At 70.7% G+C, this 15,282-nt stretch carries 16 protein-coding genes; 6 read left to right on the forward strand and 10 right to left on the reverse strand.

All coding sequences use genetic code 11. From position 1 onward, the window contains the following. Window positions 1–273 precede the first annotated feature (273 nt). Together ACUKCB_RS11130 and ACUKCB_RS11135 are read left to right on the forward strand one after the other, a co-directional pair. Window positions 274–2,625, forward strand: a complete 2,352-nt coding sequence (locus tag ACUKCB_RS11130; RefSeq protein WP_473040437.1) for a hypothetical protein — start codon at window positions 274–276, stop codon at window positions 2,623–2,625. Between the two features lie 191 nt (window positions 2,626–2,816). Beyond that, window positions 2,817–3,569 (forward strand): DUF2470 domain-containing protein, encoded by a 753-nt coding sequence (locus tag ACUKCB_RS11135; RefSeq protein ID WP_473040438.1) that lies wholly within the window; start codon window positions 2,817–2,819, stop codon window positions 3,567–3,569. 93 nt (window positions 3,570–3,662) lie between these two features. Here ACUKCB_RS11135 and ACUKCB_RS11140 read toward each other — a convergent pair whose 3' ends face one another. The 8 genes from ACUKCB_RS11140 to ACUKCB_RS11175 all read right to left on the reverse strand — a co-directional run bounded on the left by ACUKCB_RS11140 (window position 3,663) and on the right by ACUKCB_RS11175 (window position 10,373). Next, window positions 3,663–4,040, reverse strand: coding sequence for a metal-sulfur cluster assembly factor (locus ACUKCB_RS11140; RefSeq protein WP_191271362.1), 378 nt, complete (start codon window positions 4,038–4,040; stop codon window positions 3,663–3,665). Continuing rightward, the gene (gene sufU / locus ACUKCB_RS11145; RefSeq protein ID WP_473040439.1) at window positions 4,041–4,514 is read right to left on the reverse strand and encodes a Fe-S cluster assembly sulfur transfer protein SufU; all 474 of its coding nucleotides are present in this window, start codon (window positions 4,512–4,514) and stop codon (window positions 4,041–4,043) included. It abuts the gene before it with no gap. A 98-nt stretch (window positions 4,515–4,612) separates the two neighbouring features. After that, the gene (locus ACUKCB_RS11150; protein ID WP_473040440.1) at window positions 4,613–5,911 is read right to left on the reverse strand and encodes a cysteine desulfurase; all 1,299 of its coding nucleotides are present in this window, start codon (window positions 5,909–5,911) and stop codon (window positions 4,613–4,615) included. A 2-nt stretch (window positions 5,912–5,913) separates the two neighbouring features. Further along, window positions 5,914–6,675 (reverse strand): Fe-S cluster assembly ATPase SufC, encoded by a 762-nt coding sequence (gene sufC / locus ACUKCB_RS11155; RefSeq protein ID WP_473040441.1) that lies wholly within the window; start codon window positions 6,673–6,675, stop codon window positions 5,914–5,916. An 8-nt stretch (window positions 6,676–6,683) separates the two neighbouring features. Further along, window positions 6,684–7,019, reverse strand: coding sequence for a non-heme iron oxygenase ferredoxin subunit (locus ACUKCB_RS11160; RefSeq protein ID WP_473040442.1), 336 nt, complete (start codon window positions 7,017–7,019; stop codon window positions 6,684–6,686). Further along, window positions 7,012–8,172 (reverse strand): Fe-S cluster assembly protein SufD, encoded by a 1,161-nt coding sequence (sufD, locus tag ACUKCB_RS11165; protein WP_473040443.1) that lies wholly within the window; start codon window positions 8,170–8,172, stop codon window positions 7,012–7,014. The genes ACUKCB_RS11160 and sufD overlap by 8 nt, the downstream gene beginning before the upstream one ends. A 1-nt stretch (window position 8,173) precedes the next feature. Next, window positions 8,174–9,586, reverse strand: a complete 1,413-nt coding sequence (gene sufB / locus ACUKCB_RS11170; protein ID WP_191271375.1) for a Fe-S cluster assembly protein SufB — start codon at window positions 9,584–9,586, stop codon at window positions 8,174–8,176. 19 nt (window positions 9,587–9,605) lie between these two features. Further along, complete coding sequence (locus ACUKCB_RS11175; RefSeq protein ID WP_191271377.1) at window positions 9,606–10,373, reverse strand: helix-turn-helix transcriptional regulator; 768 nt, start codon at window positions 10,371–10,373, stop codon at window positions 9,606–9,608. A 498-nt stretch (window positions 10,374–10,871) separates the two neighbouring features. On the opposite strand from ACUKCB_RS11175, the gene ACUKCB_RS11180 reads away from it, so the two are divergent. From ACUKCB_RS11180 to ACUKCB_RS11190, 3 genes are read left to right on the forward strand one after another with little or no spacing between them, the layout of a single operon-like run. After that, complete coding sequence (locus ACUKCB_RS11180; protein ID WP_473040444.1) at window positions 10,872–11,813, forward strand: ABC transporter ATP-binding protein; 942 nt, start codon at window positions 10,872–10,874, stop codon at window positions 11,811–11,813. Continuing rightward, window positions 11,810–12,646, forward strand: a complete 837-nt coding sequence (locus tag ACUKCB_RS11185) for an ABC transporter permease (RefSeq protein WP_473040445.1) — start codon at window positions 11,810–11,812, stop codon at window positions 12,644–12,646. Before ACUKCB_RS11180 ends, ACUKCB_RS11185 begins: the two co-directional genes overlap by 4 nt. Window positions 12,647–12,702: 56 nt before the next feature. Next, window positions 12,703–13,503, forward strand: coding sequence for an inositol monophosphatase family protein (locus ACUKCB_RS11190; RefSeq protein ID WP_473040446.1), 801 nt, complete (start codon window positions 12,703–12,705; stop codon window positions 13,501–13,503). Here the strand turns inward: ACUKCB_RS11190 and ACUKCB_RS11195 are convergent. Continuing rightward, on the reverse strand, window positions 13,486–13,881 hold the full coding sequence (locus ACUKCB_RS11195) for a hypothetical protein (protein WP_473040447.1): 396 nt from the start codon (window positions 13,879–13,881) through the stop codon (window positions 13,486–13,488). The genes ACUKCB_RS11190 and ACUKCB_RS11195 overlap by 18 nt on opposite strands. Before the next feature lie 177 nt (window positions 13,882–14,058). Then, window positions 14,059–14,754 carry an RICIN domain-containing protein gene (locus tag ACUKCB_RS11200; protein WP_473040448.1) on the reverse strand — a complete coding sequence of 232 codons (696 nt, stop codon included), beginning with the start codon at window positions 14,752–14,754 and terminating at the stop codon, window positions 14,059–14,061. A 154-nt stretch (window positions 14,755–14,908) separates the two neighbouring features. Here ACUKCB_RS11200 and ACUKCB_RS11205 point away from each other — a divergent pair, with 154 nt between their 5' ends. Beyond that, window positions 14,909–15,277 carry a hypothetical protein gene (locus ACUKCB_RS11205; protein ID WP_473040449.1) on the forward strand — a complete coding sequence of 123 codons (369 nt, stop codon included), beginning with the start codon at window positions 14,909–14,911 and terminating at the stop codon, window positions 15,275–15,277. Window positions 15,278–15,282: the final 5 nt, after the last annotated feature.

Raw genomic sequence — 15,282 nt, forward strand, 5'->3', positions numbered from 1 at the left:
TCACGGCCATCACACAGCGTGTTCACCCCCGGGCGCAGGCGTACCGGGACGTCCTGGGACTACCCATGTGGCCCCAGGACACGTACGATCTCGGAGAAGTGCTCACGGCACCCCTGTCCCTCGGCTGACCGTGCCCCGCGCGAAACGGCCGAGCCGGCTCCCGACCCGTCCCCCTCCGGGTCAAGGACGCGTACTGTGGTGCATCGAACCGAAGGCCCGTGCGGTTCCTCCCGAATTCACGTGCAGACACCAGGAGGTCGAGGTCCCCAGCGGATGAACGCCGTCTCTCCGATCTGCCTCGTCGACCTCGCGCCCGCCCTGCGGTGGTCGAGGTCGCCGGACGTGGCACCCCTGCTCCACCACGACCGTCTGATCGACGGCTGGTGGCACTCGCTGCCCGTCGCCCGCGTCCTGGACATCGCGGGACCGCCCTGGCTGGCCAACGGTCTGGCCCGCCTCGCCGTGGAACAGTGGGGGCACATCCCCCTCGCGGAGTTCCTGCCCAGCCTGCGCACCCAACCGGTGGACTGCTCGGACCTGGCCGATCCCGTACGCGGCGCCGTGACCGCCACCGCCGGGGACTGGGACCGGCTCATCTCGGCCAGCCCCGCGGAGATCCACGAGTGGCACCTCCAGAGCTGCGGGGTCCTCGACGTCGTGAGCACGGTCGCCTGGCGCGCCCTCCAGCCCTGCTGTGAGCTCCCCAGCGGCCCCACCCCCTCCCCCGCACTCATGTTGGAGGCCGTGCGCACCATCTCGCACTGGCTCCCCGAGTCGGCCCCCGAACACGTGCGCAACGCGCTCGACTACCTCACCTCCGCCACCGGGGTGGACGGGTCCACCGGTTCCGCCGAGGGCGGCGGGGACGATTCGGTCCCGCCGCAGACCCCCGCCACCCGCGCCATCCGGACCCTGCGGGCCCTGCGGGCCCAACGGGACCAGGAGCAGGTACCCGAGAGCCGGCAGGCCCCGGCGGACCACCACTCCCCCGACGCCGAGGCCCAGCCCTCCGCGGTGGCCGGGGGCATGGTCAGCTCCGCCGCGATGCTGCCCGGCGCGGCCCTGGCCTCCGACACGGGAGGCGCACAGGAGCACAGTCCCGAGCACAGCGGTGTGGGCGACCTGCGCTCCCAGTTCCGGAGTTCGCTCCTGGGCCCCGGCCGCACCCTGCGCCGCCCCAGTTTCCGCCGGACCAAGGCACCGCTCCCGGAGCAGGCGGAGGAACGCCCCGCCCCGCCCGCACTGGGCCAGCACCCGCTGGTGGACCTGGTCGAGGAGATGTTCCGTTCCTGGCCGGACCTGGAGCGGACCGTGGCCGCCGAACGGCTCTTCGCCACCGACCCGATCAGCATCCGCGTCCTGTCGGAGCAGATCTCGGTGGACGTGACCGACATCCGCAGCGCCCAGCGCAAGGTCGAGGAACGCCTGCTGCACTGGCTCGGCTCCCCCGAGGGCGCCGCCATCACCAAGCACCTGCGGGAGCTCTCCGAGCAGCTCGGAGCCGCGACCACCATCGACCGGCTCATCAACGCGCATCCGGACCACCCGGTGGACGTGCCCACGCTGCACACCCCCCTGTGGCGCGTGATCATCACCCTGTTCACCGACCGGCGCATGCACAACGGCTGGCTCATCGCCGACGACCCGAACCGGCTGCGCTGGCAGACCCGGGAACTGCTGGGCGACGCCCCCAGTCTGACCGAGGCGGGCATCCGGCTGGGCCGGATCGGTATCCGCCAGCAGGAGTTGCGCGCCTGGCTGCTGAGCACCCCCGGGGTGAGCCTGCGCGACGGCCACGTGTTCGTGGACGCCTCGGTGCCCATGGAGGCGCCCAGCGGTGGCCACTCACCGGAGGAGTCCGGGATCACCACGGAGAACGGGCTACCGATCCGCCGCCGCGCCGACGGGCAGCCGACCACCGAGCCCTTCAACCCTTCCCCGCCCGGCGCGGACCAGGGCTACCAGCAAAGACCCGGACCCGACCACGGCGGTTTCCCGCCCCCGCACGCCCCCGCTCCGGCTGCACGTCCGCCGATGCCCCCCACTCCGGCGGCGACCCACGCACAGGCGCCCGTCCGTCCGGGGGCGAGCGGACCGGCCATGTCGGCCCGCTGCTTCCGCGCCCCGGACGGCCGCTGGTGGCACCGCATCGACGTCACCGCCGACCACCTCAACGGTGCCCCCGTGGCGGTGCCCAACGGCTATGCGACCCTCCTGGGCCTCCAGCCCGGTCGGCTGCTGTGCCTGACCGCCCCCGGCGCGGACCTGCTGGTCCTGGTCTGGCGCGACCAGCCCGCCTTCGACTCCCTGCGTCCGCTGCTGCGGCGCCAGGCCGCACAGCCGGGTGACCGCATCTTCATCACGGTCTCCGGCGACCGTCTGGACGCACGCAAACTGCCCGCCGGGGATCTGAGCGGGCACCCGCCGACCGCCCGTGCCCTGCACCTGATCGGCTACACGGCGCCGGCCGCCCCGGAGGAAGCGCTCAGGATCCTCTCCCGGCGGATCACCGACAACGGGGACGAGTCCCTCGCCGACCCCCAGGCGCTGCTGGACGTGCTGTCCCTGCGCGGGGACGACGACATCGCGAGCGAGCTGCGCTCGGCCATGTTCGCCGCCCACTGACGCCCGAGCCCGTGACGGGGCCCGCGGCCGGACACCTTCCGACCGCGGGCCCCTTTTCTCTGTCCGGATGGTCCGGATCCGGCCGGGGACCGTCGCACCCCGCCCGGCGGGGGCCGCTCCGTGAACCACCCCCTGCCGGGTTCCGAACCGACCCAAAAAGAGATAGGTTAGGCTTACCTAAAAGAATTGAGGTGGTCCTCCTGTCTCCGCACTCCCTCGCGCCCTCCCCCGCCGAGAGGGCCCGTTCCGTCCTCTCCCGGCCCAACCCGGCCACGGTCACCACCGCCCGCGCCTGCCTGCACCTGACCGGGGCCGTCTGCCACACCACGGCCGAAGGCGAGGTCACCCTGCTGCTCCCCGACCAGCACCGGGTCCTGGCCGAGATCGGCGAAGGCACCCTGGAGGCCACCGTGGAGTTCACCGACACCGCCCCGGTGGACCTGCGCGACCCGACCCGCTCGCTGCTCTGGATCAGCGGGGACCTGAGCGTCGCACCCCCCGCCCAGGCACGCGGCCGTGCGCTCGCCGTCCTGGCCGAGGACCCCGACGAGCGCCTGCTCGACCTGGGCCACGGCCGCACCATGGTCGTCATGGACCCCCACCTGGTCGTCCACTCCGACAACGAGGGCTGCCACCTGCTGCACCCGGAGGAGTTCACCGAAGCCGCCGCGGACCCGTTCGGCCGCTGGGAGGGGCCCTGGCTGCGCCACCTCGAAGACGACCACCCGGACGTGCTCCGGGCCCTGGTCGCCCACTGCCCCACCCCGCTCCCCCAGGGCCGCCCCCGCCCCCTCGGGGTGGACCGGCACGGCCTGTGCCTGCGTCTGGAGGGTCCCGGCGGCGACCACGACGTCCGCATCCCGTTCCGCAGGCTCGTGCGCACCCCGCACGACATCGCCCACGAGGTCCAGGAGATGGCCGGACTCGACCGGCACCGGTGCTGACCAGGACGCGGCACGCCCGTTCGGGTGCACACACGAACGGGCCGGGCCCCTGGGAGTCACCCAGGGCCCGGCCCGTTCGCACGTCGGATCAGATCAGACGTTGAAGCCCAGCATGCGCAGCTGGTCCCGACCGTCGTCGGTGATCTTGTCCGGACCCCACGGCGGCATCCAGACCCAGTTGATCTTGACCTCGCGCTCGAACTCGTCCAGAGCGCTGTTGGCCTGGTCCTCGATCACGTCGGTCAGCGGGCAGGCCGCGCTGGTCAGGGTCATGTCCAGGGTGATCGACTCGTCGTCGTGGTTCACCCCGTAGACCAGACCCAGGTCGACGATGTTCACGCCGAGCTCGGGGTCGATCACGTCCTTGAGCGCCTCGCCGATCTCCTCGGCCAACGCCTCCTGCTCAGGGGAGAGCGGAGCGGCCTCGGGCTTCTCGGCGGGCTCGGTCGTCGTGGTCTCGTTGTCACTCATTCAGGCGCCTTCCTTCTCCAAGGACTGCGACACCGCGTCCTTCCAGGCCATCCATCCCAGCAGGGCACACTTGATCCGAGCCGGGTACTTGGACACGCCGACGAACGCCACGGCGTCCTCCAGCACGTCCTCGTCGGGCTCACCCTTGCCCTTGGACTGCATCAACTCGGTGAACGCGTCCAGGGTCGTCATACCCTCGGCCACCGTTCTGCCGATGAGCAGGTCGGTGAGCACCGAGGTGCTGGCCTGGCTGATCGAGCAGCCCATCCCCTCATAGGAGATGTCGCTGACGACGGCCTTCTCGTCCAGCACCGAGCCGGGGGCGGGGGTCAGCGCCACCCGGAGCGTCACCTCGTCCCCACAGGTGGGGTTGATGTGATGCGCCTCGGAGTCGTGCGGATCCCGCAGCCCCTTGTTGTGCGGGTTCCGGTAGTGGTCCAGGATGATCTCCTGGTACATCGCGTCCAACTGCATGGTCAGCCAGAATCCTCGTCCTAAGCAGTGTTCTCCGTGGGCCTGCGCTGCGCTTCGGCCCGTGCGAAGAACACCCCCGGTGGTTCACCGAATCGTTCCTAGGCCCTGGTCCCGAAGAACCTCTGGGCGGCCCGGATGGCCTCCACCAGCGCGTCCACGTCCTCCAACGTGTTGTAGAGGTAGAAGGACGCGCGCGTGGTCGCGACGATGCCGAGCTTGCGGTGCAGCGGCCAGGCACAGTGGTGGCCCACCCGCACCTCGACGCCCTTGTCGTCCAGGACCTGGCCAAGGTCGTGCGGGTGGATGTCGTCCACCACGAACGACACCGCGCCGCCCCGGTCCACCGCCTCGGTCGGGCCCACGATCCGCACGCCCTCGATCGCGCCCACGTGCTTGAGGGCGTACTCGGTGAGCGTGTGCTCGTGTGCGGCGACCCGGTCCATGCCCACCTTCGACAGGTAGTCACAGGCCGCGGCCAGGCCGACGGCCTGCGGGGCCATCGGCACCCCGGCCTCGAAGCGCTGCGGCGGGTCCGCCCAGGTGGAGTGGCTCATGTGCACCACGCCGATCATCGAACCACCGCTGATGAACGGCGGCATGGCGGCGAGCAGTTCCCGGCGCCCCCAGAGCACCCCGATCCCGTTGGGACCGAGCATCTTGTGCCCGGAGAAGGCCAGGAAGTCCACGTCCAGCCCGCTGACGTCCACCGGCATGTGCGGGACCGACTGGCAGGCGTCCAGCAGCACCATCGCGCCGACCTCGCGGGCCCGTGCGGTGATGGCTCCGACCGGGTTCACGGTGCCGAGCACGTTGGACTGGTGCGCGAACGCCACCAGCTTGGTGCGCTCGTTGACCAGCTCGCCCAGGTCCGAAAGGTCCAGGCGGCCCGACTCGGTGACCGGGAACCAGCGGAGCGTCGCGCCGGTGCGCCGGCACAGCTGCTGCCAGGGCACCAGGTTGGCGTGGTGCTCCATCTCGGTGACGACGATCTCGTCCCCGGGGCCCACCTGGAACCCGCGCAGGCCGTCCTCGGCCGTGGCCGCGTTGCTCATCGCGTACGCGACCAGGTTCACCGCCTCGGTGGCGTTCTTGGTGAAGACCACCTCGTCGGAGTCGGCGCCGATGAAACCGGCGATCGTCTCCCGGGCCGACTCGTAGGCGTCGGTGGCCTCCTCCGCGAGCTGGTGCGCGCCACGGTGCACCGCCGCGTTGTGGCGTTCGTAGAACCCGCGCTCGGCGTCCAGCACCTGGCGCGGTTTCTGCGAGGTCGCCCCGGAGTCGAGGTAGACCAGCGGGCGCTCGTCACGGACGGTCCGGGACAGGATCGGAAAATCCTCCCGGATCGCCTGTGTGTCGAGCAGGCCAGTGTCGGGCTGACCGGACTCGCGGAGGGCCATGGTTATGCGCCCGCCTTCGCGAACCGCTCGTAGCCCTCGGACTCGAGCACGTCGGCCAGCTCCGGACCGCCGGACTCGGCGATACGGCCCTCGGAGAAGACGTGCACGAAGTCCGGCTTCACGTAGTTGAGGATGCGGGTGTAGTGCGTGATGAGCATGACGCCGAGGTCGCTGTTGGCCTGGGCGCGGTTGATGCCCTCGGAGACGATCTTGAGCGCGTCGACGTCCAGGCCGGAGTCGGTCTCGTCCAGGACGGCGACCTTGGGCTTGAGCAGCTCCAGCTGGAGGATCTCGTGGCGCTTCTTCTCACCGCCGGAGAAGCCCTCGTTGACGCCGCGGGCGGCGAAGGCCGAGTCGATGGAGAGGTTCTTCATCGCGCCCTGGAGTTCCTTGGAGAACTGGCGGAGCTTGGGGGCCTCGCCGCGCACCGAGGTGACCGAGCTGCGCAGGAAGTTGGACATGGACACACCGGGGACCTCGACCGGGTACTGCATGGCCAGGAACACGCCGGCGCGGGCCCGCTCGTCCACCTCCATGTCCAGGACGTTCTCACCGTCGAGGAGGACCTCGCCCTCGGTGATCTCGTAGCGCGGGTGGCCCGCGATCGCGTAGGCGAGGGTGGACTTGCCGGAGCCGTTGGGGCCCATGATGGCGTGCGTCTCGCCGGAGTTGATGGTCAGGTCAACGCCCTTGAGGATCTCCTGCCGCTCGTCCTCGCTGATGAGGACGTCGGCGCGCAGACCGCGGATTTCGAACTTCGTCATTTCAGGCCTCAGGAATTCTTCTCATCCAGCGACACGAACACGTCGTCGCCGTCGATCTTCACGTCATAGGTGGGAACCGGCTGGGTCGCGGGCGGGTTGATCGACGCCCCCGAACGCAGGTCGAAGCAGGAACCGTGCAGCCAGCACTCGATGGTGCCGTCCTCGACCTCTCCCTCGGAGAGACGGACCTCCGCGTGCGAGCACACGTCCCGCAGGGCGAAGACCTCGCCCTCGGTGCGCACCAGTGCGATGGGGGTCTCGTCGTCGGTCTCGACCGCCAGAACCCCTTCTTCGGGGATCTCGTCGAGTTCGGCGAGCTTGGTCCAGTTACCCGTCTCACTCATGTGCGGCAAGCTTTCGCTCGACCTTCTCCATGACCCGGTCCCGCAGTTCCTGGCTCTCGATCCGGTTGACGATGTCCAGGAAGTAGCCGCGGATGATCAGGCGCCGGGCCTCCTCCTCCGGGATCCCGCGCGAACGCAGGTAGAAGAGGTGGATGTCGTCCAGACGCCCGGTGGCACTGGCGTGCCCGGCCCCGGCGACCTCACCGGTGAAGATCTCCAGGTTCGGAACGGAGTCCACCCGGGTGTCGTCGGTGAGCTGGAGGTTGCGGTTGTTCTCGTAGGAGTCGGTACCGGTGGTGCCCTCCCCGATGATCACGTCGCCGATCCAGACCGTGTGGGCGCCGGAACCGTTCAGCGCGCCCTTGTAGTCCACCCGGGAGCGGGTGTTGGACACGTTGTGGTCGATCAGCGAGCGGTGCTCGTGGTGCTGACCGTCACCGGCGAAGTAGAGCCCGTAGAGCTCGGCGTTGCCGCCGCGGCCCTCGTAGGACACGCGCGGCGACAGCCGCACGAGGTCTCCGCCCAGGGTGATGACGATCGACTTGAAGCTGGCGTCCTTGCCGACCCGCGCGTTGTGCTGGCTGACCTCGACCGTGTCGTGGTCCCACTCCTGGAGGCTGACCAGGGTGAGCTTGGCGCCCTCACCGACGTGGACGTCGAGGCTGCCCGCGCGCACACCGGTACCGGTGTTGCTGATGATCACGGTGGCCTCGGCCATCGGCTTGACGTCGATGACCAGCTGCTCGAAGGCGGTGCCGCCCAGAGCCTGGCGGTCGATCGTGATCGGCTTGTCGGCGACCAGCGACTGCGGCACGGTGACGACGGTGGCCTCCTCGAAGGAGGTGTAGGCCTGCGCGATCACGCGGTTGACGGGCAGGCCCGCCTTGCCCAGGCGCTCGTCGTCACGGCCGACCGTCTCGAAGGTGACGCCCTCGGGGGCGTCGACGACGGTCTCGTCGGTGCCGTCGGCGGTCCCCTTCCAGTCGTGCAGCCCCTTGAGGCGGCGCACCGGAGTGAAGCGCCACTCCTCCTCACGCCCGTTGGGGACGGGGAAGGCGGCCACGTCGTAGGAGCCGTGCGTGTCGAGCTTGGAGACAGGGATCTGCCCCAGCCCGTGGCTGTGCGCCTTGGGCTCTGTGTTCGCGGTCGTCAACTTATCCCACCGATCCTTCCATCTGGAGCTCGATCAGACGGTTCAGCTCCAGTGCGTACTCCATCGGGAGCTCCCGTGCGATGGGCTCCACAAATCCTCGGACGACCATGGCCATGGCCTCCTCCTCGCCCATTCCCCGGCTCATCAGGTAGAAGAGCTGGTCCTCGCTGACCTTGGAGACGGTGGCCTCGTGCGCGAGTTCGGTGTCGTCCTCGCGCAGGTCGTTGTAGGGATAGGTGTCCGAACGGCTGATCGTGTCGATCAGCAGGGCGTCGCACTCGACCGAGGACTTGGCGGAGTGCGCCCCCTCCTGCACCTGGATCAGGCCGCGGTAGGAGGAGCGGCCGCCGCCGCGCGCCACCGACTTGGAGACGACCTTGGAGGAGGTGTTGGGTGCGCAGTGCACCATCTTGGCGCCGGTGTCCTGGTGCTGGCCCTCGCCCGCGAAGGCGATCGAGAGGGTCTCACCCTTGGCGTGCTCACCCATGAGGTACACGGCCGGGTACTTCATGGTGACCTGGGAGCCGATGTTGCCGTCGACCCACTCCATGGTCGCGCCCTCTTCGGCGATGGCGCGCTTGGTGACCAGGTTGAAGACGTTGTTCGACCAGTTCTGGATGGTCGTGTAACGGCAGCGGGCGTTCTTCTTGACGATGATCTCGACGACCGCGGAGTGCAGCGAGTCCGACTTGTAGATCGGCGCGGTGCAGCCCTCGACGTAGTGGACGTAGGCGCCCTCGTCGACGATGATCAGCGTCCGCTCGAACTGACCCATGTTCTCGGTGTTGATCCGGAAGTAGGCCTGGAGCGGGATCTCCACGTGCACGTTCTTGGGCACGTAGATGAACGACCCGCCGCTCCACACGGCGGTGTTCAGCGCGGAGAACTTGTTGTCACCGGGCGGGATGACGGAGCCGAAGTACTCCTCGAAGATCTCCGGGTGCTCCTTGAGCGCCGTGTCCGTGTCCATGAAGATGACGCCCTGCTCCTCCAGGTCCTCGCGGATCTGGTGGTAGACGACCTCGGACTCGTACTGCGCGGCGACACCGGCGACCAGGCGCTGCTTCTCCGCCTCGGGGATACCCAGCTTGTCGTAGGTGTTCTTGATGTCCTCGGGCAGGTCCTCCCAGGAGGTGGCCTGCTTTTCCGTGGACCGCACGAAGTACTTGATGTTGTCGAAGTCGATCTTGGACAGGTCCGCGCCCCAGTCGGGCATGGGCTTCTTGTCGAAGAGCCGCAGCGACTTGAGTCGGAGCTTGGTCATCCACTCCGGCTCGCTCTTCTTGTCCGAGATGTCGCGGACAACCTCTTCGTTCAGGCCGCGACGGGCCGTGGCCCCGGCGTCGTCGGAGTCGGCCCAGCCGTACTCATATGTTCCGAGCCCTTCGAGCTCGGGGTGCGCGACAGAAGTCATGCGCGGACTCCTCCTGGACTCAGACGTCCGTTTGGTGAACTGAGCCGCCCGCCCGCTGGCGGATGGCCTTCTTGGACGCGGGGGTGCCGTCCTCCCCGCTCGCCCCGTCCCCCCGTGGGGTGACGTGCGTGGTGCACACACCGTCGCCGTGGGCGATGGTGGCCAACCTGCGCACCGGGGTGCCCAGCAGCCGCGCGAAGGCCTCGACTTCGGCCTCACAGAGTTGCGGGAACTCGGCGGCCACGTGCGCGACGGGGCAGTGGTGTTGGCACAACTGGTCGCCGCCTCCGGGTGCGGGTGCCTGGCCCGCGGTGGCGGCGTAGCCGTCGTTGGAGAGCGCCTCCGCCAACAACCGGACGCGCTGTTCCTGGGGAACCGCGTCCAGCAGGGGCTTGTAGCGCCGCTCCAGGTCGGCTACCTGACTCTGGGCGAAGTCGCCGACGGCCTCGGGGCCAGCGGTCCGCGCCAGGAAGCGCAGCGCGTTGGAGGCGAGGTCGTCATAGGCGTGGACGAAGGCGTCACGGCCGGCTTCGGTGATGGCGAAGACCCGGGCGGGACGGCCCCTGCGGCGGCGACCGTGTGTGGGCCGCGCGTCGCGGGCTTCGACCATGCCCTCGCTGGTCAGGTTGTCGAGGTGGCGGCGGATGGCCGCCGGGGTGAGGCCGAGCCGCTCCCCCAGTGAGGAGGCGGTGATCGGTCCCTTCTCCAGGATGAGCCGGGCGACGCGGGCACGGGTTCCGTGGTCGGGCCCGTTCAGGGGGCGGGGCGCGCTCGCTGCCTCAGGCATGGTGCTCCCCTCCCGTAGTCACTCGGCTTCTGGTTTAGACAACATCAGTGTGGCCTAAATAAGTCCACCTAGGCAAACCCGGATTCATGCACTTCATCACGAAGGTCAGGCTTGCCTAACCAGGCGCTTCGTGCGGACGAACGCGCGGGAAAAGCCGCACAGGCCCACCTCCGCACGGGACCGACCGCCCAAACCGTCCCAGCCACTGAGACTGGAATACCGCCATTCGGGCAATATCGCAGGTGTGCCCGACCGCGCCCGGGCACGGCGAACGGTTCCGCTCGGAACGAAACGGTCCTCGCCGGGCACCGTGTGGCACAACCACCCGGGCCGCACCATTCTTCCACCGCGGGGACCCGGACCTGTTCTCCGGGGCACGGTCCGCCGGCGGGTTCCGACCGCCCCGATCAGGCCCTTCGCCGCGCCCCGGCCCACCGCCGCCCGCCCCGGGGCGGGGTGGTGCGGCACGAGGCCGGGACGCACGTAAACTCAGGCCCCATGGACACAGCCGCCGTCGAGGTCGTCGACCTGGTCAAGCGCTACGGCGCCACCACGGCCGTCACCGGCCTCACGTTCACCGCGCGCCGCGGCGCGGTGACCGCCCTGCTCGGCCCCAACGGCGCGGGCAAGACCAGCACCATCGAGATCTGCGAGGGGTTCCGCCACGCCGACGGCGGGAAGGTCCGGGTACTGGGACTCGATCCGGTCTCCGACGCCACCGCGCTCAAGCCCCGCGTGGGTGTGATGCCCCAGTCCGGCGGGGTGCCCACCGGCGCCCGGACCGCCGAGTGGCTGCGGCTGATGGCCTCCTTCCACGCCAGCCCGATCGACCCCGGCGTCCTCCTGGAGCGCCTGGGCCTGACGGCCGCCGCGCAGACACCGTTCCGCCGCCTGTCCGGCGGCCAGCAGCAGCGCCTGTCCCTGGCCTGCGCCGTGATCGGCCGCCCCGAGCTGGTCTTCCTCGACGAGCCGACCGCCGGACTGGACCCGCAGGCGCGCATGGCCGCCTGGGACCTGGTCTCGGCCCTGCGCGAGGCGGGCGTGGCCGTGATCCTGACCACGCACTACATGGAGGAGGCCGAACGGCTCGCCGACCACGTGGTCATCATCGACCGCGGTGCGGTCGTCGCCGAGGGCACCCCCGCCGAACTCACCCAGGGGCGGCGTGAGGTCCGCTTCAACACCGACGCCCCCGTGGACGCCGAGGCGCTGGAAGCAGCCCTGCCCTCCGGAAGCCGCGTGTCGGCCACCGCCGCGGGCGGACGGCACGAGTACGCCGTGGCCACCGACGAGCCCGGCGACCTCGGCCCGGAGTTCCTGGCCACCGTCACCGCCTGGTGCGCCTCCTCCGGTGTCCTGGCGGAGGACCTGCGCATGCGGCGGCGTACCCTCGAAGACGTCTTCCTCGAAACCACAGGCCGGGAACTGCGCGACACATGACCGAGCACACCTCAGGGACGGCCCGCCCGGCCGTCACCGACGCCCAGACACCCGCCCCCGACGCGAGCCTGTTCATCCCGGCGCCCGGCGCCGCCCCGATGCGGCGCATGGTCGCGGCCCAGGCCGGGATGGAACTGCGGGTCATGCTGCGGCACGGCGAGCAGTTCCTGCTGACCATGGTCATCCCCGTCCTGCTGCTGGTGGGGTTCAGCCTCGTCAACGTCCTGGACGTGGGCGAGGGGGCGCGCGTGGACGCGTTGACGCCCGGGGTGCTGGCGCTGGCGGTCATGTCCACATCCTTCACCGGACTGGCCATCGGCACCGGGTTCGAGCGCCGCTACGGGGTACTCAAACGCCTGGGTGCCACCCCGCTGTCCCGGTTCGGGCTGCTCGCCGCCAAGACCCTGGCCGTGCTGGCGGTGCAGGCCATCCAGATCGCCGTGCTGTGCGCGGTGGCCCTGCTCCTGGGCTGGTCGCCGTCGCTGGAACCGGCCGGTGTGCTCGCCGTGCTGGGGCTCCTGCTGCTGGCGACCGCGGCCTTCAGCTCATTGGCCCTGCTGATGGCGGGCACGCTCCGCGCCGAGGCGACCCTGGCCGGAGCCAACCTGGTCTACGTGCTGATGCTGGGACTGGGCGGGGTCCTGTTCCCCACCAGCAGCTTCCCCGGCCCGATGGAGCAGGCGGTTTCGGCCCTGCCGATCACCGCGCTCAGCTCGGGCCTGCGCGCCGTGCTCACCGAGGGGGCCCTCCCCGGACCGGGTGCCTTCGTGGTGCTGGCCGTGTGGACCGCGGGCGCCGGCTTCCTCGCTTCGCGCCTGTTCCGCTGGGAGTAGCGCTCCACCCGGACGCGGCCCCGGGCCGACCGGCGCGCCCCTCTAGGCTGTCGGTCATGACGATCGACATCGACGCGGTGACCGGGATCCTCCGCGAGGCCGCCGACACCGCGGTCCTGCCCCGTTTCCGAACCCTGGCCGAGCACGAGGTCTCGGAGAAGTCGCCCGGCGAGATCGTCACCGTGGCCGACCGTGAGGCGGAAGAACTCATCACCCCCCGGCTGCGGGAGCTAATCGACGTCCCTGTGGTGGGCGAGGAGGCCGCCTCGACCGACCCGGGCCTGCTCCGGGCGCTGCGTCGGGAGCCGGCGGCCTGGGTGGTCGACCCGGTGGACGGCACCCGCAACTTCGCCCGGGGCAGCACCGCGTTCGCCGTCATGGCCGCCCTGGTCCGCGAGGGGCGGACCGTCGCCTCCTGGATCCTGCGACCCACCGAGGACCGCGTCTACGTCGCCGAACTCGGCTCCGGTGCGTGGCGGAACGGCGTCCGACTGCACCGCGAACCCGCACCCGCCGACCCCGCCGAACTGCGCGGGGCGGTGTTGTCCCGTTTCCTGTCCCCCACGGCCCGCGAGCGCGTGGTCTCCGCGACCCCCGCGTTCGCCGAGGTGGGCCCGGGGGCCCACTGCGCGGGGGTGGACTACCCCCAGCTCGTGGAGGGCGACCTGGACTTCGTCCTGTTCCATCGGACCCTGCCCTGGGACCACGCCCCCGGCAGCCTGCTGCTGACCGAGGCGGGCGGGGTCGCCCTCAGGCCCGAGGGCGACCCCTACCGGCCCGACGACGAACGGGTCGGCCTGCTCAACGCCGCCGACGAGACGACCTGGCGGACGGTGCGCTCACTCCTGCTGGCCTGAGCCGCCCGGGAGCGGGCCGGGCTGCACGGACCGGGCGGTGCGCGCCGAGACCAGGAGCACGGCGGCGGACGCCGCGAGGAGCACCGCCCGGCCAGGAGGTAGCCCGCGCCCGGCGGAGCCGTGGCGAGGAACAGGCCCACGGCCGCGCCACCCGCCGAGGAGCAGCGGCCCGGTGAGGAAGATGAGCTCCTCGGTGACGGTGAGCCCGAACAGGCCCAGGACCATCCCCACGTCGGTGTAGGAGCCGGTGGTGTGGGTGACGGCCGGCGTCAGGGCGAGCGAGACGATCCCGTAGGACAGACGGCCCAGGAAGGCGGGGACGAGGAAACGGGGGACCCGCGTGACGGGCAAGGTCGGCGCCCGGTGGGGCGAGGACATGGGTGTTCTCCGTCAGGAGGGCGCCGCGGGTGGTCGGCGCCGCGGGTGTGCGTGAACGCCGGAGGGCCGCGGCTGCCCGCCGCGGCGGGGGCGTCGGTCTACGCACGGGTGGAGAACACGGATACACACCAGCAGCCCCGGGGCCGGTCCCTGGGGCCCGGTCGGCCCGGAGAGAGCTCAGTCCAGCGGGACCAGCCGCCACTGCTGGTGGGCGTGGCCGCCGTCCTCGGCCTGGGTGACCAGTGTCCCGTTGTCGGGGGCGCCGCCCTGCCCCTCGAGGACCCGTCCGGTGGCGCGGTTGATCAGGCGGACCACCCCGTCCCCGGCCTCGACCACCCTCCAGTGCTGGTTCTGCCCGCCGGTCCGGGTGAGGATGGCGGCTCCGGGACCGGCCTCCTCCCCGGTGGGGACCTCCAGGAGCTTGCCACTGCCCACACCGACGATCTCGTAGAGGTCGGCCTCCAGGTGGACGAAGCGCCACTGCTGGTTGCCCTGGTCGTGTCGGTCCCAGAGGTGGACGTGGGCCCCGTTCTGGTCGGAGGAGCCCGCGACGTCGAGGACCCGGTCGCCGTGCACGTTCTGCAGGACGTAGGTCCGTTCGGGGTCGAGCCCCGCGGGGTGGGTCGGCTCCTCCTCTTCCTCCTCCTGCTCCTCGGGTTCGGGTTCCTCCTCCGGGGCGTCCGAGGGTTGGACGAGGATCCCCGAGACCACGGCCATCTCCTCGGGCTCCGCGTCGGTGTCGGCGACGAACAGGCCCGCCACGTAGCCGGCGAGCCCCACCGCCAGGACCAGGGCCAGCGCACCGGCGAGAATCGGCCACCTGGGCACGTGCCACTCCGGGGATGCGGCACGCGGTGCTCTACGTCGGGACATGGCGGAACTCTCCTGCGGGACGGGGGCGGTCCGGTTCACTACGGGTCCGGACTATTCCACACCAATCGCCCTACTTCGCGCATATCAGGGGCCTCTCGCGCCCCGTCCGGGGCAGACCGGGGGCAGACGGGAACCCCCGATAGGCTGTGCGGCCATGGAAGCCATCGGAGTGCCCTGGTTCATCGTCGTCCGCTACCTCGGGCCTCCCCTGTTCCTGCTCGCGGTGGGCGGAGTCCTCCTGGTGTGGCGGCGCCCGGCCCGCCCGGGGCTGGTGTGGGCCGCCCTGGTGGTGAACCTGCTCGCGGCGGCGCTGCCCTTTTTGTGGATCGCGGTCCAGCTCCTCACCGGGCTGGGCGAGGCGACGGTGGTCGGGCTGGTCATGACGCTGCTGCAACCGGGTGTGGTGGTCGTGGCGTGGCTGTTGCTCCTGTGGGCGGCGGTGTCCCGGCGCAGGCCGGAAGAAACGGCCCCGGACAGCGCGGGAGCCGAGGAGACGAAGAGGGCAGCCGAAAACGTAGGATGACCCAT

It is taken from the genome of Nocardiopsis moroccensis (genome assembly GCF_055763695.1).